A 22,892-nucleotide genomic window follows, 5' to 3' on the forward strand; every position below is an offset into this window, starting at 1 on the left:
ACCGCCCGCGACTTTGTGGTAGCGCTACCATGATGAGGGGAAAGAGGCTTGTCAACAGACTTGCGACGCTGATCGCGATGATACTCGGGTGCCTACTGGCGGACGCATCAGCCAAGGCCGAGGACGGGTACGATTTGTGGCTGCGATATGCACCGCTGGAAGGCGAGGCGCTCGATCGTATCGCTGGCCTGCATGGGCCTGTCGCGGTGCTAAGCTCCGACGGTCCGGAGGAAGCGAGCGCGACCATGGAAGCCGCTCGCCGCGAACTGGGCGTAGGCCTAACGCGCCTCTCCCGCAATTCGGCTTCCTCGATGCGGAGCGGAGCCGAAGGCTATGTGAGGCTCGAATGTCCGGAAAATCGCGGTGATTCCGCTGTAGGATATTCCGTTCGCGCAGATGGCGCGGACATCCGCATTCGCGGAAGCAGCGACCTGGCGTGTCTTTATGGTGTTTTCGCGTTGCTACGTGAACTGTCGCTCGGGGTGGACCCGGTCCGCATCGACATTGCCTCGGAACCGGCCATGCCGCTGCGCATGCTCAATCACTGGGACAATCCGGATGGGCATGTCGAGCGCGGCTATGCCGGGCGCTCGATTTTCGACTGGTGGCATCTGCCCGAGCGGCTCGACCAGCGAATGATTGATTATGCTCGTGCCAATGCCTCGCTCGGTATCAATGGCGTGGTGGTCAACAACGTCAACGCCCGGGCCTTCATGCTCGAACCGCGGTACATCGCCAAATACAAGCGATTGGCCGATGCGTGGCGACCTTACGGTATTCGTCTCTACGTTTCCGTTCGGTTCAGCGCGCCGAAGGATATCGGCGGGCTCGATAGTGCCGATCCGCTCGACCCGGAGGTCCGGGCATGGTGGCAGGCGAAGGCCGACGAGTTTTACGCCGCCGTTCCCGATTTCGGCGGCTTCCTCGTCAAGGCGAACAGCGAAGGACAACCCGGCCCGCAGGACTATGGGCGTAGCCACGCTGATGGTGCCAATATGCTCGCCGAAGCCATTGGCAATCGGGGTACGGTGATCTGGCGCGCCTTCGTTTACTCCGCAGAAGACGAAACCGACCGGGCCAAGCAGGCGTATGGTGAATTCGTGCCGCTTGACGGGCAATTTGCCGACAATGTGATCGTCCAGGTGAAGAACGGCCCGATCGACTTCCAACCGCGCGAGCCGTTTCATCCGATGTTCGGCGCGATGCCGAATACAAAGCTGATGTTCGAAGCGCAAATCACGAAGGAATATCTCGGCTTCGCGAGCCATTTGGCCTTCCTCGCGCCCTTGTGGGAGGAAGTGCTGGACCAAGAACCCGGTCGCGGCGGAAGGGTTGCCGAGGTCGTCCTTCCTGCGGGGATGGCAGGCGTGGCGAACACCGGTTCGGATCGCAACTGGAGCGGATCGCATTTCGACCAGGCCAACTGGTACGCCTTCGGTCGCCTCGCCTGGAATCCCGAACTGCCGAGCGAACAGATCGCACGTGAATGGACCGTCCAGACCTTCACGCGCGAGCCAGAGGCCATCGAAAAGATCGTTCGAATGATGATGCGGAGTCGCGAAGCCGTGGTCGGCTACATGACTCCGCTCGGCCTGGCGCATCTCATGAATACGGGCCATCACTACGGCCCGGCCCCATGGGTCTGCGACTTGCCGCGCCCGGAATGGAACCCGTGCTATTATCATCGCGCAGATGCCGACGGCATCGGGTTCGACCGGACGGAAAGCGGGTCGGATGCGCTGTCGCAATATGCCGATAGTATAGCCAACCGTTGGGACGATCCGAACACGATCGATCCGCGGTTCCTGCTGTGGTTTCACCACATTGCCTGGACTGCGAAGCGCCCGTCCGGCCTGACGCTGTGGGAAGAGCTGGTGAGCGAATACGATTGGGGCGTGGCGGAAGTCGACGCCATGGCGCGCGAGTGGGCCGATCTTTCCGATGCCATCGACCCGCAGCGCCACCGCGCCGTGACGGAAAGTCTGGCGATCCAACAACGCGAGGCGCGCTGGTGGCGCGATGCCTCGATCGCTTACTGGCAGTCGCTCAATGGCTTGCCGCTACCGGAGAACGTAAGACCGCCGGCAGATCCGCTGGAGGCCTACATCGGCCGAACCTTCCCGGAGGCTCCGGGCCAATGATCGTACTTGCCGATCTTCCTGGCATGGGCCTATGTCGATGCGCATGAGTGAAACAGGAGGGACGGCCAAGATCGGCCGCAAACGAAGCGCCAGGCGCAACTCTAACAGTGCGCCGACGATTGCCGATGTGGCGCGGGCTGCACATTGTTCGCCGATGACCGTAAGCCGCGTCATCAATGGCGAACAGAACGTGCGCGACAATACGCGCGAGCAAGTGCTCGCTGCGATCGAAAAGTTGAAGTATGTGCCCAACCGTGCAGCCCGCTCGCTGGCGGGCGGAGCGCAACTGCGGATCGCCTTGCTCTTCGACAATCCATCGGCATCCTATCTCAGCGAATTCCTGATGGGGGCGCTCGAGGAAGCCAGCCGGCGCGATATCTATCTTGTCGTGCAGAGCACCGAGACGCAGCCCGATTACGGCGAACTCATCCGCCGTTTGATCGACGGCGGTATCGGCGGTTTCATCCTTCCACCACCTTTGTGCGACGACCAGTCGGTGCTCGATGAGATCGAGGACGCGGGCGCAATCGCAGTGGCGGTTGGTCCGGGCCGCGCCAGCGGTTCGCACGGGGCCGTATTGATCGATGAATTCCAGGCCGCTTTCGACATGACCCGTCACATCATCGGCCTTGGGCACGAACGCATCGGCTTTATCGTCGGCAATCCCGAACAGGTCGCCAGCGAGCGACGCCTCCAAGGCTACCGAGAGGCGATGGAGAATGCAGGTCTCCCAATCGACGAAGCCCTTATCGCGCAGGGACAATTCACATATCGCTCCGGCATGGTCGCCGCCGAACGCTTGCTCAACGCGAAAAGTCCGCCGACTGCAATTTTCGCGTCCAATGACGATATGGCGGCAGCCACAGTAGCGATGGCGCATCGACGGCACCTCGACGTGCCAAACGATATAACGGTATGCGGTTTCGACGATACCGAACTTGCCAGCTCGATCTGGCCGGAACTCACTACGATCCGCCAGCCTATTCGCGAAATGACTGCCCAGGCGGTTTCCATGATTGCCAAAGCCTACAAAAAGGCCGGCCGGGGGAAGGAGAGTGCGGGCGAGCAGCTGACCCTTCCCTACAAGTTGGTCAGGCGCAATTCGGATGCGGGCCCCAGCCTCGCATCCTCTTTCAACAAACCGGAAAGCCGAGAGTGACCGAGAAGAACGGCCAGCGCAGACTGCGCTCGCGCGACTGGTTCGATAACCACGAACGCATGGACATGACCGCCCTCTATCTCGAGCGGTTCATGAATTATGGTGTCACACCCGAGGAATTGCGCAGCGGCAAGCCGATCATCGGCATCGCCCAGTCGGGCAGTGATTTGTCTCCCTGCAACCGGATCCATATCGACCTTGCCAAGCGTACGCGCGATGGCATCCGCGATGCAGGCGGGATACCGATCGAGTTCCCTGTCCATCCCATTTTCGAAAATTGTCGCCGCCCCACTGCCGCGATCGACCGCAACTTGCTCTATCTCGGGCTGGTCGAGTTGCTGAACGGCTATCCCATCGACGGTGTCGTACTGACCACGGGCTGCGACAAGACCACGCCAAGTCAGATTATGGCGGCGAGCACGGTCGATATTCCTGCCATCGTCCTGTCGGGAGGCCCGATGCTCGACGGCTGGCACGAGGGTGAACTGGTTGGCTCGGGCACGGTAATCTGGCGCAGTCGCCGCAAACTTGCGGCAGGCGAGATCGACGAAGAACAATTCCTCGATCGCGCGACCTCCAGCGCGCCAAGCGCAGGGCATTGCAATTCCATGGGAACGGCGAGCACCATGAATGCGGTGGCCGAAGCTTTGGGAATGTCGCTAACCGGCTGCGCCGCAATCCCGGCGCCCTATCGTGAACGGGGTCAGATGGCCTATCGCACGGGCTATCGGATCGTCGAGATGGTGCATGAAGATCTCAAGCCTTCCGACATTCTAACGCGCGAAGCATTCGAAAACGCCATCGCGGTGACCAGCGTGATCGGCGGTTCTTCCAATGCCCAGCCGCACATAGTCGCCATGGCCCGGCATGCCGGCGTGGAGCTTGAACAGGAAATCTGGCAGGAGCACGGCTACGACCTGCCGCTGCTCGTCAACATGCAACCGGCCGGGGCTTATCTCGGCGAGCGTTTTCATCGCGCCGGCGGCGTGCCCGCAGCGATGTGGGAACTGCTCGAGGCGGGGGTTCTGCATGGCGATACTGCGACCTGCACCGGCGCGACGATGGCCGAAAACCTTGCAGGCTGCGAGAGCAAGGATCGCGAAATGATTCGGCCCTTCGCCGACCCGCTGATGGAACGCGCCGGCTTCATGGTGCTGTCGGGCAATCTGTTCGATTTCGGCATTCTCAAGACTTCGGTCATCTCGGACGAATTCCGCGAACGCTATCTGTCCCGGCCTGGGCGTGAAAACGTATTCGAAGCGCGGGCGATCGTGTTCGACGGATCGGACGATTATCACCATCGCATCGACGATCCATCATTGAAAATTGACGAGGATTGCATCCTCGTCATCCGCGGTTCGGGCGTGATCGGCTGGCCGGGCAGCGCAGAGGTGGTCAACATGCAGCCGCCGGAGCGGATGATCCGCGAAGGTAAACAATGGCTCCCGACGCTGGGCGACGGGCGTCAATCGGGGACGAGCGATAGCCCGTCGATCCTGAACGTCTCTCCCGAAAGCGCGGTGGGTGGCGGACTTGCATGGCTGCGGACGGGTGACACAATTCGCGTCGATCTCAACGAGCGGAGCTGTAACGCCTTGGTCGAGGAGGACGAGATCGCCCGCCGCCTTGCCGAATATCCAGCGCCGGAGTTTCCCGAAAGCAATACACCCTGGGAGGAACTTTTCCGCGAAAAGACGGGCCAGCTGGGCGAGGGCGGTGTCATGGATTTCGCCGTCAAATATCGCGGCACGTCGCGCAAACTACCGCGGCACAATCACTAGCGGCTACCAAATCAGGACGGGCAGGGCGCCTCCAACCCGAGACATTTGCGATCGGCATGCGCATTGACCAGCGCGATCATCGAAGCGTCGCTGTCGAAATTCCCATACCAGCCCTGTGGCTCATGCGGGGGATCACCCATGTAAGCGAGGTCGCCGTCCTGGAACCTGAAGTCAGCATGGCGCGCGCGGGCCTCGCCGTTCCATGCCCAGAAGTTGCTGCCTTGCAAGGGACCGCCCGTGCGCCAACTTTTCTCGACCGCGTCGTAGATCGTCCGGTAATAGCGCTCGCGATATTCGGTGGTCGTATCGGGTGAATAGGCTTCGTCGTCGCGCGGGAATCCGAACTCCTCGATCAGCAGGGGCTTGCCCATATCTTCGGCAAGCCGGCTGTGGACAGCCAGGTAATCCTCGACCTTGGCCTTACCCGCTAGCCAAGTGCCGGGCAGATCGTCGCCTGCGACCCATCCCCAGTTGAGCGGCCAGATGTGAGCGGTGACGTAATCGACCGCCTCATGCGCCGCGACGACGAGTTCCTCGCTGCCGAAGGTGGCTTGCGTGCCCTCCTGACCGAGCGAGACCAGGTGATTGCCGTCGATCGAGCGGATAAGTTCCGCAGTCGAGGCGATCCAGTCGAGATAGGCCGAGCGGAATTGCGCGATGGCGTCGGCTCCACCGCCCGGGCGCGGTTCGTTCGCATGCTGCCAACTCATGATCGCGGGGTCCTGCGCATAGCGCTGGCCGGTAATGGAATTGGTCCGCCCGACGATTGCTGCGACATGCGCCCGGTAGCTCTCTATGGCTGCTTCGTTGGCATAGAAACCCGCTGTCGCATCGGCGAAGGCCGGCCACGGATGGTCCGGATCGCCCATGTCGATGTATTGACCTGTCGCGCGGTAGAGCAGGGTCTGCAAACCGCCGGACCACTCCCAGAAATTGGACAGGACCAGCACAGCCGTCATACCCCGCTTGCCGATCTCCGCCATCGCGAAGTCGAGACCTTCCATCAGCGCAGGATTCGTGCCGCCATCGTCGCGGGTGAAGCCCGGCTTGATCGAATTGTTGAACGGCCCTTCTTCCGCTGCCGCCATGATCCGAAGGTTATTGAGGCCCATAGCCTGCAACCGATCCAGTTCGCGCATTAGCCGCGCCCGGTCGCCGTATTCGGCGTCGGCCCCAAGCCAGGCGGCGTACCACATGTTGGCGCCGACGATGCGATAGGGCTGGCCGTCGCGGAGGAATTGCGTCGCGCTTCTGCGGACGAAGCCGGGCGCTCTCGGGTAGGAACTAGTTGCGCATCCACCTGCCAGGATTGCCAGGGCGCAGGAAGCACCCGCCAGCATTGACCGGCGGTCGATCATTATTTCTCTACTTCCAGTTCGAAGCCCGGGATTGGCCGGTCACCTGCGTCGTAAAGGTTGACGATCGGCGCATCGGACCAGGCATGGCGAACTCGCGTAGCCAAGGCGCCAGCGGGCAGATCGATCACCAGGCGCTGACCATCGAGACTTGGGTAGACGAACCGGCAGCTGTCTTGTGTGGACTCGCAAAGCTCCACGCCTAGCGCTGTCGGCCCTCCGTAAGCGGTCAAGTCACCATCAAGGTCCTGAAAACCGACGATGACCCGGTCGCCTTCGCGAGAGGCGAAAGCGGGTTTCGGCATCGCTTGCCCGGCGAAAGCCTCCGCCAAGCGTAGCCCGAGAACGTTCTTGTTGGCCGGATGGATATCGGTTGGTTCTCCGATATCGATAGCGGTCACCAGATCGGCGTTGCCATCAGCCTGGACCGCGGCAAGCTGCTCCTGCCGCAATCGGGCCCAGCCGGACTCAACGGGCTCGGCAACCCGCTGGCCGAAGTCCGCCAATTGGACGACCAGCATCTTCGCTTGCTCGCCGAACTGTGCCCGCCAGCCTTCGAACAGCGTGGTAAGTTTGCGGTCGTAGGCTGGCTGGCCGACATCGGACTCGCCTTGGTACCAGGCTATGGCTGCGAGCCGCATCGGGCCCAGCGGTGCTATCATGGCATTGTGCATCACACCGGCACCGGCGTTGGCATCCCATGGCGCGCGGGGAGGCACACCTCCGACGTCCGAGATCGCGTACTCCCAATCAGCGCCAAGCGGTATGGCCGCATCGCCATTACCCGGCGTGAAGAACAGCGGCTCTGGCCCGCCGAAAAAGCCGCCTGTATCCCACATGTTGTTGGCGGCGATCAGGATTTCATTCTCGCCTTCGCGCAGGAATCGCGTCGGCACGGTATAGGTCCGCTCGACACCCCAGCCGAAGGTGTATCCCACCGGTTCGCCATTCACGAAAGTAAGATCGAGATCGTCGATCGCACCGATCGACAGGGAACCGTCGCTATCGGCCTGTTCTTGCGTCAGCGTGACGGTTTGCCGCAACCACACATTGGCCCGTGGCTCGGTATCGAGACCGGTTCCTTCCCACTCGTTCCAGAAGGAGAATTGCGGGATTGGAGCCCATTCGAGCTTGTCGGAATTCAACCAGGGCTCGCGGCCGCCGTCCTGCGCCCGCCACCATTCCTTCCAGCGCGGCACGAAAGCCCGGGTCGCAAGCAACGGGTCTTCGTCGTACGACCGCAGCAATTCCAGCACGTCGGCGCCCTCCATTGCCGACACACCTTCGGGCGTGAGCCAGGCGCGCGCAGCGCTTCCGCCCCAGTTGGAATGGATGAGGCCCACAGGAACGGAAGGTTCGAGCGCACGCAGGCGCTTACCCATGTAGAAGCAGGCTGCGGAAAATTCGGCCACGGTGTTGCTGTCGGCGGTGACCCAAGAGACGGGCTCTGCGAACCGCTTCGCAGGGACGGGCGCAGTCGCCTTCGGAACCCTGAACAAGCGGATGCCGTCATCGGCCGCTTGCTGTAACTGGTTATGGGTGTCGAGCGCTCGCGCAACCGAAAGCTCCATGTTCGACTGGCCCGAACACAGGATGACATCGCCGATCAGCACGTTTTCATAGCGGGTTTCACCCGTGCCGTCGCGCAAGGTCAGAGTGGCGCTGGTGGCGCTGGCGGAGCGGGCAGGCACGGCGAAACGGAACCTGCCCTCGGCATCCGCATTCGCACTGGCGCTCGCACCGTTGATCTCGGCCGTCACTGTCTCGCCGGGTGCGCTGCGGCCTTCGAGCACGATGGGTTCATCGCGCTGCAGAACCATACCTTCGCCATAGGCTGGTCCGAGAACGGGTGCCGCTGTTGCGCTGGCCGAGAGCGACAGGGCAAGCGTAGCGATCCCCCGGCGTATCATCCGAGCTTCACTTTCGCCTGGGCGAACCCTGCGACAGGTGCCTCGAAAGCGAACAGGCCCCCGGCGTCGGGATAGTCCGTCATATCGCTTGGCTCCATATTCTTGGTCGCGCTGGTCGCATAGCCGGTCCGCAGATCGCGGCCGCCAAAGGCCATCTTGGTGACGTCGCGGGCGGGAATGTCGATTGTCGCGTCGAGCTCGCCGTCGGGCGTAAATCGGGCAACTTTGCCGCCGAGATAGAGCCCGGTCCAAACATGGCCTTCGGCATCCACTACCGGACCGTCCGGATAGGCGTCCGGAAACAGGGCGCCGGTATCGGCAAAGGGTCGCGCCCCGCCAACTCCGGACGATGAAAGATCTGCCACGAAAATCTGCTGGGCGGTGGTGTCGGTGAAATAAATGCGGTCGCCTTCCGCGTTGACCGCCGGGCCGTTGGTGATCGTGATACCATCGGGTCCGGCGGGACGGATGGTGCCGCGATCGAAGACGTAAAACCTTCCGGATGCAGTGCCTTCGCTATCGTCCATCGATCCGAACCAGACGCGGCCCCACGGATCGGTGCAGGCGTCGTTGAGCCGGTTGCCCGCGGGTTCGCCCGGGACGGCCATCAGCTTTTCGAAACGTTTTGCTTCGGGGTCGAAGGTATAGAGCCCGTCCTTCAGGCCACAGAGCAGGAGCCCGCCTTCCGCAGGTATAGCCCAGCCGATCTGGTCCGGCGCTTCGGCATAGGAATTGCTACCGGTGGCAGGATCGTAGTGCCACAACCGGTGGCGCTTGATGTCTACAAACCAGACGACTTCGCGATCGGCATCCCAAAGCACGCCTTCGCCGAGCTTGCTTTGCGCTGCCAGAACCGTCCTTACCTCGACCATCAGCGCCACCCTCCATCGACCCAGTAATTGTGCGCCGTGCAGAACCTCGCGTCGTCGGAGGCGAGAAACATTACCATTGCGGCGATATCCACCGGCTGAATACGCCCGTCGAGGCACTGTGCGGCAACGATCTCCGCCTCGCCTTCGGGCGTGTACCATTTCATCTGGCGCGGTGTCTGGACGTTGCCGGGGATCACCGTATTTACACGGATATTGTCCCGCCCCAACTCACGAGCCAGGCTGCGGGTAAGCCCCTCGATCGCAGCCTTGGCAGTCTGGTAGAGCGTGAGGTCCGGCAGGCCCAGATGCCAGCTGATCGACCCCATATTGACGATCGAACCGCCACCCGCATCGCGCATTGCCGGGACGACGGCTTGGGCAGCGAAGAACTGGTGCTTGAGATTGACGCTCATTCGCTCGTCCCAATAGGTGCTCGACACCTCGTCGAACTTGTGGCGGTCGTCGTTCGCCGCATTGTTCACGAGCACGTCGCACCCACCGAGAGCATCGATTATCTGCGCGATCTTGCCTGTGTAATCGTCGCAGTCGGTAATATCGCAGTGATGGAAGATCGGCTCGATCTCGGCGTCCGAGAGCCGTTCGATCAGGGCATGGCTCGGTTTTTCCATGAGATCGACAAACGCGACCGCGGCGCCCTGCCGAGCGAACCCTTCGACAATACCTTCACCGATACCGGACGCACCGCCGCTGACGATAACCTTGCGGCCTCTCAGGCTGGGGTAATTCGCCTGCGCGGCATTCTCGCCATGATGGCCCATCAACTCGTAGTCCTCGTCCCTCTAGGCGCCACCGGTCCATTGCCCCGGCAGTCGTGCCCGTCAAATTCTGTCGATCAAGCCACGCTCGGCCAGATTGGTTGCGAAAGCGGCAACGCCCATTCGCCAGGGCGTCGCCCTGGATGACAAAGTCACCGTGTTACGCAGCGTCCCGATACGCTCCGAACTGATCGTGACGACGTCGCCAACTTTATGCGTGAACCCGGCGCCGGGCTCGTCCCGATCCTGCGTCGGCGCGAACAGCGTGCCGCAAAACAGAACGAACCCGTCCGGATAGTGGTGCTCCGACAGGCACTGGTCGACCAGATCCGTTGGATCGCGACTGATCTGCGACATGTCGTTCGTCCCTTCGAGCCGGTACCCTTCCGGACCTTCGATGGTCAAATCCACACTGGCGGCACGGACATCGTCGAGCGCGAAACTCTCGTCGAAAATGCGGATGAACGGGCCGATCGAGCAACTTGCCGTATTGTCCTTCGCCTTGGACAAAAGCAGGGCCGAGCGACCTTCGAAGTCGCGCAGGTTGACGTCGTTCCCCAAAGTCGCGCCGATAATCTCGCCAGCGCTGTCGCATACCAGCACGACCTCGGGCTCGGGATTGTTCCAATTGGAATCCGACCGCACGCCGATTTCTGCACCGTGGCCGACGGAAGACAGTACCGGCGACTTGGAAAAGATTTCCGCATCGGGCCCGATCGCCACTTCGAGATACTGCGACCACATTCCCTGATCGATGAGCGCAGCCTTCAGCTGCATCGCCTCCTCGCTGCCCGGCACCACCGACCGGATGCCGGAGCCGACCTTATCTTCGAGCTGCGCGCGGATCACGGCCGCGCTGGCCGCATCGCCGCGGGCGCGTTCCTCTATCACTCTTTCGATTGCCGACAGGGCAAAGGTGACGCCGGCGGCCTTGATGCACTGAAGGTCGATCGGCGCGAGCAGCCTCCAGCCTTCCGGCAAGCCGTTCTCGACCGGCCCGAGCTTGATACCGCCGTCGAAATGCCGCCGCTCGATCGCTCCGGACATGGAGGCGGCCACTTCGGTGATGTCGTAGATCGTTCCCTTGCGGATAGCCAGGATCGACGGTCCGGCGGGCGTTTCCGCACGACCGAGAAACTGGCCGCTGGCATAGTCCGACGGCAAACCTTCAAGAATGTTCGTGGCCATTTCTGGCTCTTGCCCTCCCTCGTGATAGCGCTACCATAGGAAAGCAATAGCGATGGGACAAGCCCAAACAGGCGAGAGGATTGATGAAGATGAAGGCAAGACGGACTCTGCTGGCGGGGCTCGCGCTCTCGGCGCTGACTCCGGGCGTGGCTCAGGGGCAGCCGATCGCCAGTTTCGACTATTTGGAGTACGAAGCCGTCGATTCCGACAGGCGCCAGACGGACGAATCCTACAACAATCCGGTCATTCCCGGATTCCACCCTGATCCTTCGCTCGTGAGGGTGGGCGAGGACTTCTACGCTGTCACATCCACGTTCAGCTGGTTCCCGGGCTTACCGGTTCTCCACAGCACCGACCTCGTGAACTGGCGACAGATCGGCAATGCGATCAACCGCTCGGGCCAGGTCGATTTCGGCGGTCTGGGCACCAATCGGGGCCTGTTCGCTCCGGCAATCACGTTCCACGACGGACTGTTCTGGATCGTTAATACCTGCATCGAATGCGGAAACAATTTTGTCATCACGGCCAAGGATCCAGCGGGACCATGGAGCGATCCCAAGTGGCTCGATTTCGGCGGAATCGATCCCTCGCTCTATTTCGCGGACGATGGCACGACGTGGATCGTCTACAACGATGCGCCTCCCGGAGAGCCGCTGTACGAAGGGCACCGCGCGATCTGGATGCAGCAGTTCGATCCTGAGGCGATGCAGGTCATGCCGGAACGTACGCTGCTGGTGAACGGCGGCGTCGATCTTTCGACCGAACCTGTCTGGGCGGAAGGGCCGCATATCTATCGTGTAGACGGCTGGTATTATCTTCTGACGGCAGAGGGTGGAACCGCGGACCAGCATTCGCAAACGATCTATCGATCGCGCGAATTGCAGGGTCCGTACGAGCCCGGACCGTTCAATCCGATCCTCACGCAGCGGGACTTGCCCGCCGACCGGCAGGATCGCGTGGAGGCTACCGGACATGCCGATATCGTGAAGCTCGATGATGGCAGCTGGTGGGGCTTGTTCCTTGCAACGCGCCCCTTCGCCGGACAATCCACTCTCCTCGGGCGGGAAACCTTTCTTCTGCCGCTCGAGTGGATCGATGGCTGGCCCCGCTTCCTCGACCGCGGCCAGCCGGTGCCGATGCAAACGGGCCGCCCCGATCTCCCGCCTGCGGAGCCGGTCGACTACGACAGCTGGCGCGACGAATTCATTTCGCCGCTCGGCCCGGAATGGATCGGTTTGCGTACGCCCGGCTACGTGCAGGACATCATGGTCGGAAATGGATCGCTACACGTGATCTCGGGGCCGAATGCGGCGGGAAGTCTGGAAAGACCGGCCTTCGCTGGGCGGCGCCTGCGGCATCATTCCGCCGATTTTACCACGAAGGTCGCTTTCCAGCCCACCGGTGACAGCGACTTTGCCGGGTTGCTCGCACTGATGGACGAGGCTCATTTCCTTGCCGCAGGGATCGAGGGCGAACGGCTGGTAATTCGGCTGCGTACCGATCCCTCGCAGGACGAGCGGGGCGAGATAATCGCGGAGCAGCCGCTGACACGCGAGGGACCCGTGGAATTCAAATTGGCCTTACGTGCCGGCGAGGCACGGGTTTCATGGCGCACCGCCGGGGAAGACAGTTGGCAGCGGCTTGGCGAGGCGATCGATGTCGAACCGCTCGCCTCGGTTCATGCGGGGCTTTTCACCGGGCTGGTCGTCGGACCCTATGCCTATTCCCAGCCATGACTGCAGCCGCAGTCATTCGGGTTCGCTGAGTCCGAGTGCGTCCAGTAAACCGGGTTGCCAGCGCTCTTCCTCCAGATCGTAGAACGGAAAGGTATTGGCATAAGCCCACACGCACATGCCGATCCCCGTCGGCGCGAAGGCTTCGGTGATCGTGCGATGATAGGCCACCCGGTCGTCGAGAGAAATGTGTGCGTCGTACGCACCGACCTCACCCATGAAGGGCACTTTCCCCGTACGCGCCTTGTAGGCCTCGACTGCCAGCACATCTTTCGCGAGCTGGGCTGCATCCTCATGCGTTGGGAAGGTCCGGCCCACAGGCGGGATATCCGGCGCGGTCCAGCTTGCACCCTGATGAGTGTATGGGAACGGATCGTAATAATGAAAGGTCGGATGGACATTCGGATCGTCGAATAGCGGTAGCGTCGCAAGTGAATCGATCCCGCTCCAGTTCTCACCGCCGATAATCACCGCACGGGTCGGATGGAGCGCGCGGACCGCCTCGAAGGATGGAGCGAGCGTTTCGAGCAGGTTCGAATGGTCGAAATTCTTGTGCGGTTCGTTCTCCAGCTCGAACCATAGCGTATCCTCCGGATAGCCCGCGAAGCGCTCCGCAATCTGCCGCCAAACCCCGCCATGCCAATCCGCCACGGCGAGCGGCGTTTCATGTATGGGGTCGAAATGGTGGCTGTTGAGGATCACGTTGAGGTCTGAGGCCAGTGCCCAGTCGACGATCTGCTGAACCCGGTCCATCCAGGCATTATCGATGGTGTAGGGGGCTTCGCTGCTGGCTTTGTTGTGCCAGCGCACGGGAATGCGCACTGTCTCGAATCCTGCCGCCGCAATACGCTCGAAATCGGCCTTTCTCGCAGGCGCGCCGCCCCAAGCCCCCTCGGTCTCTGGCTCCAGCGTATTGCCGAGATTGATGCAGGTGCCGACTGGCAGGGGGGCGACCGTTCCTGCGTTGGTGGAGGCTTGCTGCGCCAAAACCGGCGCAGGTAACGCCGCGATCGACACAGCAAGCGCTGTCGCGAAACCGAAGGACTGCATTCTTTTGTCTCCCATGTCTGGCCGTATTGACGGCGATTTTTCTCAAGTCGAAGAAAGAACCTGCAAGATGAACCTTCGCATTTGTTCATCGCGCTCAGGCGAGGCCGGACCATTCACGCCGCGGGCATGCAGCGGCAGATGATCCGCAGCTGTCGCCGACCCGGACCCGAAAACGAAATGGTCGAACCAGACCCGCCATGCTTCCTTCTGCGCCTCGCTCTGTTCGCGAATGGCGAGCATGGCGTGTACCAGCGCCAGAAATCCGCCCCCTCGCGATGCGTCGTTGTGCCAGTAATTGACCAGGATATTGAGGGGCGCGTCGGCCGTGACATGGTGCCACCAGAGGGTCGGGATGTAGATCGCATCGCCAGGTTCGAGATCGGCGAATTGCCCCTTCGCCTCTGCCGCCTCGTATCTCGGAAAGCGCTGCCGGTCCGGCGCGAGTGGATCGACCATGCTGACAGGCTGCCCCGCCAGCGTGATGTTGAGCGGACCGACATAGAGATCGGGAGTCGCTTCGGGCGGGAATAACGTAAACCGGCGCCTGCCCAAAGCGACGACCGCGATGTTGTCGGAAAGATCGAAGTGCGTTGCAACCTGCGTTGCATTGCCCAGCCAGATCCGTGCGACCGCTTCCATGTCGTCTACCAGCGGCAATGGATGTCGTTCGGTGAAGCCCGGCAAGTGACGCACCGTCTCGGCTGCACCGGCATACATCGCCAGGGGCTCCGACATGAACGCGAGTTCGCGCAAGCGCTCGACGAGATGGGACAGCGAAGCCTGTTTACGGCTGAAATTGAAACCGCGCATGTCCGGACCGAAGAAGAACCGTCCCTTTTCGCTTGGCGGAGCGATCATGACATCCGTCGGAATTCCGCTATCCATCTCCTCGACCGTCTGGAGCGCCGCATTGGCATCCGCCCGACCTGCTTTTACGATCTCCCAATCATCCGCGATCCCCCGCATCACGACAGGCCTGAAAGCCGGACGGATTTCATCCTCGAAGTGTTGCGCGTCGAAGCGCGCGATTTCGTCAACGGGTCGTATGGCGCACCCGATCAATCACAAGGCGGTGTCACCTCTGCATCCGTTCCAAGCCGAACCTCTCCGATCGCGAAATCGGCAGCGCCTTGGGTCTGCAGCACGAACGGCTGGGTCAGAGTGGTGACATCCGCACCCTTCGACCGCAGGCATTTGAGCGATATGCCATAGCGTACGAAGTCGGGCGTCTCCGGCATCGCGAAGTCGGCGAAACCGCGACTGTCCTGACCGATCGCGCCGATGCGAGCGTTGTCGGGCGCATCCCATACCTTCATGGTCACCAGCAGGAGAATGTCCGCATTGGTTTCGCGATCGATGTTCACGGGCTCGAAATTGCGCAGCTGGACGCTGGCCATGCCCCCATCGATGGCGAAGCGACGCGCGCCTTCCTGTACCAGATAGTTCTCCGCCGTTACACGAGCACGACCGCCAAGAGCCTCCGCCGGAACCGTGGTGATCCGGGTCTGGTCGCCCGTGCTCTCGCCGGCGACAAGCAGCGACCAGCGCGCAGCCGGGGAGCCGGCGCTGAACCACAGGCGACTGTCTCCGGCGAGAGTGCTGGCATCGACTTCGGGAAGCTCCGCCCATTGGCTGACCGGGTCTGCGTACGACAGCCCATAGCCGTAATCGTAAAGGGTCCCATCGCTCATCAAGGTAGCCAAGGGCCATGCGGCCGGCAGCGTCCCGGTAAAATCGTAGCGCGGGTTGCCCTGCCGGTCGCCTACAAGGACGTCGGCAATGCCGCCTCCTTCGCTGCCCGGAAGCCAGGCCACGACGAATGCGTCGGCATCGTTGAGCGCCGGATTGACGTAGAGCGGGCGACCCGTGATCATCACGGCCACTACCGGGATGCCCTGGGCTTTCAATTTTTCAATGGTCTCGAACGGCGTGGTAAGCTCCGGGTCGAGCACGAGCGCCGCACGGTCGCCCTGGAATTCCGCATAGGGCGTCTCGCCGAAGACCACGACTGCGGCGTCGGGCCTTGTCGTGAAGCTGCCGTCGGGCGACAGCTCGGCGCTTCCTCCGGCGGCCTCCACGGCCTGCGACAGACCTCCGAAAATAGAGGTAGCGCCGGGGAAATGGCTATTGTCCACGCCGGTACCTTGCCAGGTGAGCGTCCACCCACCGGATTGACGCGCGATGTCGTCCGCACCCTGACCGGCAACCAGCAGGCGACCGCCCGGTGCCAGCGGCAGCACGCCACTGTTCTTGAGCAGGACCAGCGACTTGCGCACGGCGTCACGCGCAACCTCACGGTGCTCGGGGGCGCCGAGGAGCTCATATTCGCCGGAATAGGGGCGGTCGGACGGTTTTCCCGCCTCGAACAATCCGAGACGGCCCTTCACACGCAGGATTTGGGTCACCGCATCGTCGATCCGCGCCATCGGCAGCGTCCCGGCCCGCGCCCGTGCGAGCAGATCTTCGTAGATCGGTTTCCAGGTGTCCGGTGCCATGTACATGTCGATCCCGGCCGTCAGCGCCTGCGGGCAGCTTTCGTTGGTGCAGCCGGCCACCTGGCCGTGCGCATTCCAGTCCGAGACGACGAAGCCCCCGAAATCCATGCGGTCCTTGAGCACACCGGTAACCAGCGACTTGTTGCCGGTCATCTTCTTGCCCTGCCAGCTGGAAAAACTGATCATGACGGTGGAGACACCTTCGGCGATAGCGGGGCCATAGGGCAACCCGTGAATATCGCGCAGCTCCTCTTCGCTGATCGAACTGTCGCCCTGGTCGACCCCGTTATCTGTCCCGCCGTCGGCGAGGAAATGTTTGGTCGAGGCGATGACGTAGGGGCCGGCCAGCAGATTATCGTTGCTTGGCGGGCCCTGTAGTCCGCGGACCATAGCGCCGACATAGGACGCTACCAGCTCCGGATCGGATGAGTAGCCTTCGTAGGCGCGCCCCCAGCGGAAATCCTGCGGCACGGCAACTGTGGGTGCGAAAGTCCATTCCTGGCCCGTCACGCGGATTTCCTTCGCGGTCACCTCGCCGATCTTCTCGATCAGAGCGGGGTCGCGCGCGGCGCCGAGCCCGATATTGTGCGGAAAGATGGTCGCGCCGATGATGTTGGAGTGACCGTGGACCGCGTCGGTCCCCCAGACGATCGGCACGCCGACACCGCCGTCGGTAGTGTCCACCGAAGCCTCGTAAAAATCGTCGGCTGCCTTCAGCCAGTCGGGCGCAGGAGAAAGGTCGTTACCGTTGGGACCACTGTTGCCGCCGACCAAGATGGAGCCGAGGTTATAGGCCCTGACGTCTTCCGGAGTGACGCAACACAGGTCCGCCTGAACCAACTGGCCGATCTTCTCCTCGAGCGTCATGCGCGCCAGCAGTTCGGCGATACGGGCCTCGTCATCTGGCTGTAGGGGGACCGGATAGTCATAGGCGGGCCAGATTTCGGGATTGGCAACGCCCGCCATCTCCCCGGCCTGTTCGGACTGAGATGCCGGTGCGGTTGGCGCGTCGACCGTAGCCGCGGTTGCGCATCCCGCAAGGGCTGCGCCTGCACAAAGCGATACCCAAACACGACTAGACCAGCAGTTCATACGTCCTCCCCAGTCGGGTAATCCCAATCCCGAAATTCAGCCTCACTCTTTGTGAGCGCTATCATTGTGCTATGCAAAGCTCAGAGGGGAGTCAATTGTCAGGCCTTGCATTTCGTAAACGGCCTACGGTAGCAATCCCGAAAAGTCCCGCGACGGACGGGATACTTTGGTGGGCGAGGGGGAAAGTTCTTGATCAGACCCAGAATGATATCGCTACCATTAGCTTTTGCGGGGGCGGTGATAGTTGGTCTTTCGGCGGCGCAGGGGCAGGCGCAGGACGCCGACCACCGTCAGGCGCAAGTTGAAGGCGCATCCCACACCGACATCGACGCGCTTCTGAAGCGAATGACGCGGGCCGAAAAAATCGGACAGCTAGTGCAGCGGATGGGTGGCCGCTCCAAGGCCTTGAATTCGCGTCTTGGTCCCGAGGAACTGGACCGGGTCCGCCGGGGAGAGGTCGGCTCCTATCTCCATGTCGCGGGTGCCGGACCACTGCGGGAACTACAGCGAGTTGCAATCGAGGAAAGCCGGCTGGGCATCCCGCTGTTGTTCTCGATGGATGTCGTCCATGGGTATCGCACGATCTTCCCGGTGCCACTCGCAATGGCGGCCAGCTGGAATCCTGAAGCGGCGCGTCTGCACGCGGAGATCGCCGCGCGCGAGGCGAGTGCGGCCGGGCTGCACTGGACCTTCGCCCCCATGGTCGACATCGCTCGCGACCCGCGCTGGGGCAGGATCGTGGAGGGGGCGGGGGAGGACGCTTATCTCGGCAGCCGGATGGCCGAGGCGCAGGTGCGCGGCTTCCAGGGCGGCGATTTGTCCGCCCGTGATACGATCATGGCCGGGACCAAGCACTTCGGCGCCTATGGCGCAGCCGAAGGTGGGCGGGACTATGCGGGCGCGGAGGCGGGCGAGCGCAGCATGCGCGAGGTCTATTTGCCGCCTTTCCGTGCCGCGGCGAACGCGGGAACTGCCAGCTATATGACCGCTTTCAACGCTGTCGACGGCGTGCCCACGACCGGCAACGCGGCCTTGCTGCGCTCCATGTTGCGTGACGAATGGGGCTGGGACGGGCTGCTACTGTCGGATTGGCGCGCGGTCGAGGAGCTGATGGCGCATGGCGTGGCGCGCGATCGTCAGGGGGCCGCAACATTGGCCCTGCGCGCGAGCGTCGACATGGACATGGTCGCAGACGTTTATGCCGAGGATCTGTTAGCTGCACTGGAAACGGATCGATCGCTCGCGCCCCTGCTCGACGAAGCGGTCCGGCGCATCCTCAAGGTGAAACGCGATCTCGGCCTGTTCGACGATCCCTACAAATACCACGATTCCGCGCGCGAAACCGAGGTCATGCTGACTGCCGCGCACCGCGATGCGGCGCGGCGTATCGCCGAGCAATCGATCGTGCTGCTGAAGAACGAGGGTCAAGTGCTGCCGCTTGCCCGGGACGCTGGGCGCATCGCGCTGGTGGGCGCGCTGGCCGATGACGCGCTCTCCCAACTCGGCTCGTGGCGCGCCCGGGGCGATGCCGCCGACGTCGTAACGCTTCGCGCTGCGCTGGAAGCAGCGCACCCCGACGTAGTGTATGCCAGCGGAGCTGACAGTCGTTCCGACGATGAGAGCGGCATCGCAGAAGCCGTGCGCGCCGCCGAAAATGCCGATATGGTGGTGCTGGCCATCGGCGAGGATTACGACTGGTCGGGCGAGGCGCGCAGTCGGTCCTCGCTCGAACTTCCGGGCGCGCAGCAGGCGTTGTTCGCTGCCCTCGAGGCGACCGGCAAACCCGTGGTCGTCGTGCTGACGGGCGGCCGCCCGCTTGCCATTCCCGAGGTGGCGGTGCGGGCCGACGCTGTGCTTGCAGCCTGGCTACTGGGGGTGGAAGCTGGTCCGGCCATTGTGAACACGCTGTTTGGCGCAAACAATCCCGGCGGCAAGCTACCGGTAAGTTTCCCCCGTGCGACGGGACAGGTACCGGTGAATTACGACCACCTGCCGAGCGGGCGACCCGCCGATCCCGATCTGTCGAAGGATACGGCGCGTTATATGGATGCCCCGGTCACGCCGCTCTACGCTTTCGGTTACGGCCTGAGCTACTCGAATTTCGACTATGGCGAGGTGCGGCTGTCCGCCACCCGGATCCCGGCACAAGGCGGCGCGATCTCGGTCAGCATTCCGGTCACCAATACGGGCCCTGTGCCCGGTGACGAAGTGGTGCAGCTCTATACGCGCGATCCCGTCGCCAGCGTATCCCGGCCGGTCAAGCAATTGCGCGCCTTCGCTCGCATTGCCCTCGATGCCGGTGAGCGCCGCGAGGTTATGTTCACGCTCACATCGGATCAATTCGCGTTATGGAGCCTCGAGGACGACTGGCAGATCGAGCCTGGCACGATCGAACTGATGGTCGGCAGCTCATCCGATGATATCCGCAAGCGCATATCGTTCGAGATTGCGGGGTCGGCCACGGGGAGCATCGCGCCAGCGGCCATCGCCAGCGACGTATCGGTATCGGGAGAGTGACCATGGCGCGCACGATTCTCTTCGCACTGGCCGCGCTGCTAACCACTCCCGCCGTTGCGGGCGAAGCCGAGCAGGTCGCGCATGGAATGATCGTGACCACCGATGCCGGCGAGAAGGTCCGTGTGCTTGCCTATGCCGATGGCACGTTCCGCGTGACGGTGGCCGACGAACTGCCCAAGGGTCGACCGACGACGATGGTGGTTGCCGAGCCGGACGGATCACCCGTCTTTTCGCGAGATGGAGAGACCGCGTATCTCCGCAGCGGTGGTGGCTTAACTGCAGTAAGCTTGGATGACGGTCGCCTGACCGTATACGATCGCAGCGGCAAGATCTTGCTCGACGAACACGCTCCCGCCCGCAGGATCGATCCGGTCGAGATCGCAGGCCAGCAGTGGTTCGAAACGCGGGTCCAGTTCAATCGCGGCACCGACGAGGGGCTTTACGGGCTCGGCCAGCATCAAAACCGTCAGATGAACTACAATGGCGAGGATCTCGAGCTCGCCCAGCACAATATGGCGATTACCGTGCCCTACATGGTCTCGACCAAGGGCTATGGGATATTATGGGACAATGCGTCGATCACGCGCGTGGGCGATCCGGAGCCATACGAGAAGCTCGCTCTCGATTGGCAGGCGCAGTATTACCTCGGCGATCGGCTGGTGCTGGACCGTTTGGAGCGGACCATCGACTACCAGTATCTGAACGACCAGGAGCGCTGGCCTCAGGAAGCCAAAGCTGCGGTCGAAGCAGCGACGACCGGTCAGAATACGCAAGGCAATGCAGTCGAAACGCAGCGGGTCGTCTGGACCGGTAGCTTCACGCCGCGAGAAGCGGGGACGCACAAGTTCCGGCTCTATTCTTCGTCCTATGCGAAGGTTTTCGCGGGTGACGATCTGGTGCTCGACCGCTGGCGGCAGAACTGGAACCCGTGGTACCACAATTTCGAACTCGATCTTGCCGCGGGCCAGCCGATCGAGCTGCGGATCGAGTGGGATCCCAACCAGGGCTACATCGCACTCGAACATGCCGATCCTCTGCCATCGATGGATCGCAATTCGGTGAGCTTCGCCAGCGAGGCGGGCAAGGCGATCGACTATTACGTGGTGCAGGCACCGACAATGGACGAAGGCATCGCCGGATACCGCCGACTGACAGGCAAGGCTCCGATGATGCCGCGCTGGGTTTACGGTTTCTGGCAGTCGCGCCAGCGCTACAATACGCAGGCCGAACTGCTCGACGTGATGCAGAGCTATCGCGACCAGCGCATTCCAATCGACAATATTGTGCAGGACTGGTTCTATTGGCCCGAGGATAGCTGGGGCTGCCACTGCTTCGACCCCAAGCGTTTCCCCGACCCCACCGCCATGGTGGAAAAAATACACGAGCTCGACGGCCGGGTCATGATTTCGGTCTGGCCCAAGTTTTATCCCACGACCGCAAACGCCCGGGAACTGCGCGACAAAGGCTATCTCTACGAACGGCCGCTGGAAGCGGAGCAGCTCGATTGGGTCGGGCTGGGCTACCCCAACACTTTTTACGATCCCTACAGCGCCGAGGCGCGCGAGATCTACTGGCGCCAAATGTCAGAAACACTCGCTCCGCTGGGCTTCGATGCGTGGTGGATGGATGCCACCGAACCCGATTGGCATTCCAACCTCTCAGTCGAGGAGCGCAAATACCAGATGACTTCGCCGGCGACCGGTGTGCCGGGTGCCGCGATCTTCAATTCCTATCCGCTCGTCCATGCTCAAGGCGTTTTCGAAGGGCTGCGGAAGGATCAGTCCGGGAAGCGACCGTTTATCCTCACCCGCAGCGGCTTCGGCGGTGTGCAACGTACCTCCTCTGCGCTCTGGTCCGGCGACGTCGCGGCGCGATGGGACGATCTGCGCGATCAAATCAGCGCCGGACTAAACCTGAGCGTCGCGGGCGTGCCGAACTGGACGCACGACATCGGAGGTTTCTCGCTGGAGGATCGGTTCAGTCGGCAGGATCCCGAACACGTCCCCGAGTGGCGCGAACTCTATCTCCGCTGGTTCCAGTTCGGGGCCTTTACCCCGCTGTTCCGCAGCCATGGCGAGTTTCCTCAACGCGAGACCTACATCGTGAGCGAGGGCGATCCCGCCATGCGCGAAGGGCTGATCTACTATCATCGCCTGCGTTATCGCTTGATGCCCTACATCTACACCGTAGCCGCGGGCACCCATTTCGAAGATGGCACGATCATGCGCCCGCTGGTCATGGATTTCGAGAACGACCGGACAGTGTGGGGCGTCGACGACCAGTATCTGTTCGGACCATCCCTGATGGCTGCGCCGGTGAGCGAATTCGGGGCCCGAGAGCGAGAGGTTTACCTGCCTGCCGGAGCGGACTGGTATGACGCGCTGAGCGGACGCAAATTTGCAGGCGGGCAAAGAATTGTCGCCTCGGCGGCGCGAGAACGGGTGCCGCTTTACGTGCGCGCGGGAGCGATCGTCCCGGCAGGGCCGGACGTCCAATGGACCGGGGAAAATCCGCAAGGGCCGCTGACGCTACATGTCTTCGCGGGATCGGATGGCAGCTTCACGCTCTACGAGGACGAGGGTACCGACATGGGTTATATCGATGGCGAGCACGCCCGGATACCGATGCGCTGGGACGACGAGACGCGGACGCTCACCATCGGCGAGCGGAAAGGAGACTTTCCCGGCATGGAAGAAACACGTGCAGTCAAGATCGTGCTGCATGATGGAAGCTGGACCGGCGATCTCTTCGAACGGCGATCCGGGCAGGAAATCCTCTATTCCGGTCAAACCGTAGAGCTGGCATTCTGATATGCAGTCCAGA

Annotated in this window: 14 protein-coding genes; 6 read left to right on the plus strand and 8 right to left on the minus strand. The window is 62.3% G+C overall.

The window, feature by feature from the left end:
* Positions 1–29: 29 nt before the first annotated feature.
* From Q9K02_RS04470 to Q9K02_RS04480, 3 genes are read left to right on the plus strand one after another with little or no spacing between them, the layout of a single operon-like run.
* Positions 30–2,141: an alpha-glucuronidase gene (locus Q9K02_RS04470; RefSeq protein ID WP_305931807.1), complete on the plus strand. Its 2,112-nt coding sequence runs from the start codon at positions 30–32 to the stop codon at positions 2,139–2,141.
* Positions 2,142–2,184: 43 nt separating this feature from the next.
* A complete protein-coding gene (locus tag Q9K02_RS04475; protein ID WP_305931808.1) occupies positions 2,185–3,300 on the plus strand; it encodes a LacI family DNA-binding transcriptional regulator in 1,116 nt (371 codons plus the stop codon).
* Positions 3,297–5,081 carry an IlvD/Edd family dehydratase gene (locus Q9K02_RS04480; RefSeq protein ID WP_422785408.1) on the plus strand — a complete coding sequence of 595 codons (1,785 nt, stop codon included), beginning with the start codon at positions 3,297–3,299 and terminating at the stop codon, positions 5,079–5,081. The genes Q9K02_RS04475 and Q9K02_RS04480 overlap by 4 nt, the downstream gene beginning before the upstream one ends.
* 11 nt (positions 5,082–5,092) lie before the next feature.
* Here Q9K02_RS04480 and Q9K02_RS04485 read toward each other — a convergent pair whose 3' ends face one another.
* The 5 genes from Q9K02_RS04485 to Q9K02_RS04505 are packed head-to-tail and all read right to left on the minus strand — an operon-like array spanning position 5,093 to position 11,182.
* Complete coding sequence (locus Q9K02_RS04485; protein WP_305931809.1) at positions 5,093–6,439, minus strand: glycoside hydrolase 5 family protein; 1,347 nt, start codon at positions 6,437–6,439, stop codon at positions 5,093–5,095.
* Complete coding sequence (locus tag Q9K02_RS04490) at positions 6,439–8,346, minus strand: sialate O-acetylesterase (protein WP_305931810.1); 1,908 nt, start codon at positions 8,344–8,346, stop codon at positions 6,439–6,441. The genes Q9K02_RS04485 and Q9K02_RS04490 overlap by 1 nt, the downstream gene beginning before the upstream one ends.
* Positions 8,343–9,218 carry an SMP-30/gluconolactonase/LRE family protein gene (locus Q9K02_RS04495; protein WP_305931811.1) on the minus strand — a complete coding sequence of 292 codons (876 nt, stop codon included), beginning with the start codon at positions 9,216–9,218 and terminating at the stop codon, positions 8,343–8,345. The genes Q9K02_RS04490 and Q9K02_RS04495 overlap by 4 nt, the downstream gene beginning before the upstream one ends.
* Positions 9,218–9,997, minus strand: coding sequence for a D-xylose 1-dehydrogenase (gene xylB, locus Q9K02_RS04500; RefSeq protein ID WP_305931812.1), 780 nt, complete (start codon positions 9,995–9,997; stop codon positions 9,218–9,220). Before xylB ends, Q9K02_RS04495 begins: the two co-directional genes overlap by 1 nt.
* A gap of 60 nt (positions 9,998–10,057) precedes the next feature.
* Positions 10,058–11,182: a fumarylacetoacetate hydrolase family protein gene (locus tag Q9K02_RS04505; RefSeq protein ID WP_305931813.1), complete on the minus strand. Its 1,125-nt coding sequence runs from the start codon at positions 11,180–11,182 to the stop codon at positions 10,058–10,060.
* Between the two features lie 89 nt (positions 11,183–11,271).
* Here Q9K02_RS04505 and Q9K02_RS04510 point away from each other — a divergent pair, with 89 nt between their 5' ends.
* Positions 11,272–12,918 carry a glycoside hydrolase family 43 protein gene (locus Q9K02_RS04510; protein WP_305931814.1) on the plus strand — a complete coding sequence of 549 codons (1,647 nt, stop codon included), beginning with the start codon at positions 11,272–11,274 and terminating at the stop codon, positions 12,916–12,918.
* A 12-nt stretch (positions 12,919–12,930) separates the two neighbouring features.
* On the opposite strand, the gene Q9K02_RS04515 is transcribed toward Q9K02_RS04510, so the two are convergent.
* Genes Q9K02_RS04515 through Q9K02_RS04525 form a run of 3 tightly spaced genes read right to left on the minus strand, consistent with a single transcriptional unit; the run spans position 12,931 to position 17,426 of the window.
* Complete coding sequence (locus Q9K02_RS04515; RefSeq protein ID WP_305931815.1) at positions 12,931–13,980, minus strand: glycoside hydrolase family 5 protein; 1,050 nt, start codon at positions 13,978–13,980, stop codon at positions 12,931–12,933.
* 27 nt (positions 13,981–14,007) lie between these two features.
* A complete protein-coding gene (locus Q9K02_RS04520; RefSeq protein WP_305931816.1) occupies positions 14,008–15,027 on the minus strand; it encodes a cupin-like domain-containing protein in 1,020 nt (339 codons plus the stop codon).
* Positions 15,024–17,426 (minus strand): glycoside hydrolase family 3 protein, encoded by a 2,403-nt coding sequence (locus tag Q9K02_RS04525; RefSeq protein ID WP_305931817.1) that lies wholly within the window; start codon positions 17,424–17,426, stop codon positions 15,024–15,026. Before Q9K02_RS04525 ends, Q9K02_RS04520 begins: the two co-directional genes overlap by 4 nt.
* Positions 17,427–17,789: 363 nt before the next feature.
* On the opposite strand from Q9K02_RS04525, the gene Q9K02_RS04530 reads away from it, so the two are divergent.
* Together Q9K02_RS04530 and Q9K02_RS04535 are read left to right on the plus strand one after the other, a co-directional pair.
* Positions 17,790–20,069 carry a glycoside hydrolase family 3 N-terminal domain-containing protein gene (locus Q9K02_RS04530; RefSeq protein WP_305931818.1) on the plus strand — a complete coding sequence of 760 codons (2,280 nt, stop codon included), beginning with the start codon at positions 17,790–17,792 and terminating at the stop codon, positions 20,067–20,069.
* A gap of 2 nt (positions 20,070–20,071) precedes the next feature.
* On the plus strand, positions 20,072–22,879 hold the full coding sequence (locus Q9K02_RS04535; RefSeq protein WP_305931819.1) for a glycoside hydrolase family 31 protein: 2,808 nt from the start codon (positions 20,072–20,074) through the stop codon (positions 22,877–22,879).
* The last annotated feature ends 13 nt before the right edge of the window (positions 22,880–22,892 follow it).

This window comes from Qipengyuania profundimaris (assembly GCF_030717945.1).
GTDB lineage: Bacteria > Pseudomonadota > Alphaproteobacteria > Sphingomonadales > Sphingomonadaceae > Qipengyuania > Qipengyuania profundimaris.

Coding starts and splice junctions, on each gene's coding strand:
- Q9K02_RS04470 (WP_305931807.1), top strand. CDS start 30: ATGATGAGGGGAAAGAGGCTTGTCAACAGACTTGCGACGCTGATCGCG.
- Q9K02_RS04475 (WP_305931808.1), top strand. CDS start 2,185: ATGAGTGAAACAGGAGGGACGGCCAAGATCGGCCGCAAACGAAGCGCC.
- Q9K02_RS04485 (WP_305931809.1), bottom strand. CDS start 6,439: ATGATCGACCGCCGGTCAATGCTGGCGGGTGCTTCCTGCGCCCTGGCA.
- Q9K02_RS04490 (WP_305931810.1), bottom strand. CDS start 8,346: ATGATACGCCGGGGGATCGCTACGCTTGCCCTGTCGCTCTCGGCCAGC.
- Q9K02_RS04495 (WP_305931811.1), bottom strand. CDS start 9,218: ATGGTCGAGGTAAGGACGGTTCTGGCAGCGCAAAGCAAGCTCGGCGAA.
- xylB (WP_305931812.1), bottom strand. CDS start 9,997: ATGGGCCATCATGGCGAGAATGCCGCGCAGGCGAATTACCCCAGCCTG.
- Q9K02_RS04505 (WP_305931813.1), bottom strand. CDS start 11,182: ATGGCCACGAACATTCTTGAAGGTTTGCCGTCGGACTATGCCAGCGGC.
- Q9K02_RS04510 (WP_305931814.1), top strand. CDS start 11,272: ATGAAGGCAAGACGGACTCTGCTGGCGGGGCTCGCGCTCTCGGCGCTG.
- Q9K02_RS04515 (WP_305931815.1), bottom strand. CDS start 13,980: ATGGGAGACAAAAGAATGCAGTCCTTCGGTTTCGCGACAGCGCTTGCT.
- Q9K02_RS04525 (WP_305931817.1), bottom strand. CDS start 17,426: ATGGCGGGCGTTGCCAATCCCGAAATCTGGCCCGCCTATGACTATCCG.
- Q9K02_RS04535 (WP_305931819.1), top strand. CDS start 20,072: ATGGCGCGCACGATTCTCTTCGCACTGGCCGCGCTGCTAACCACTCCC.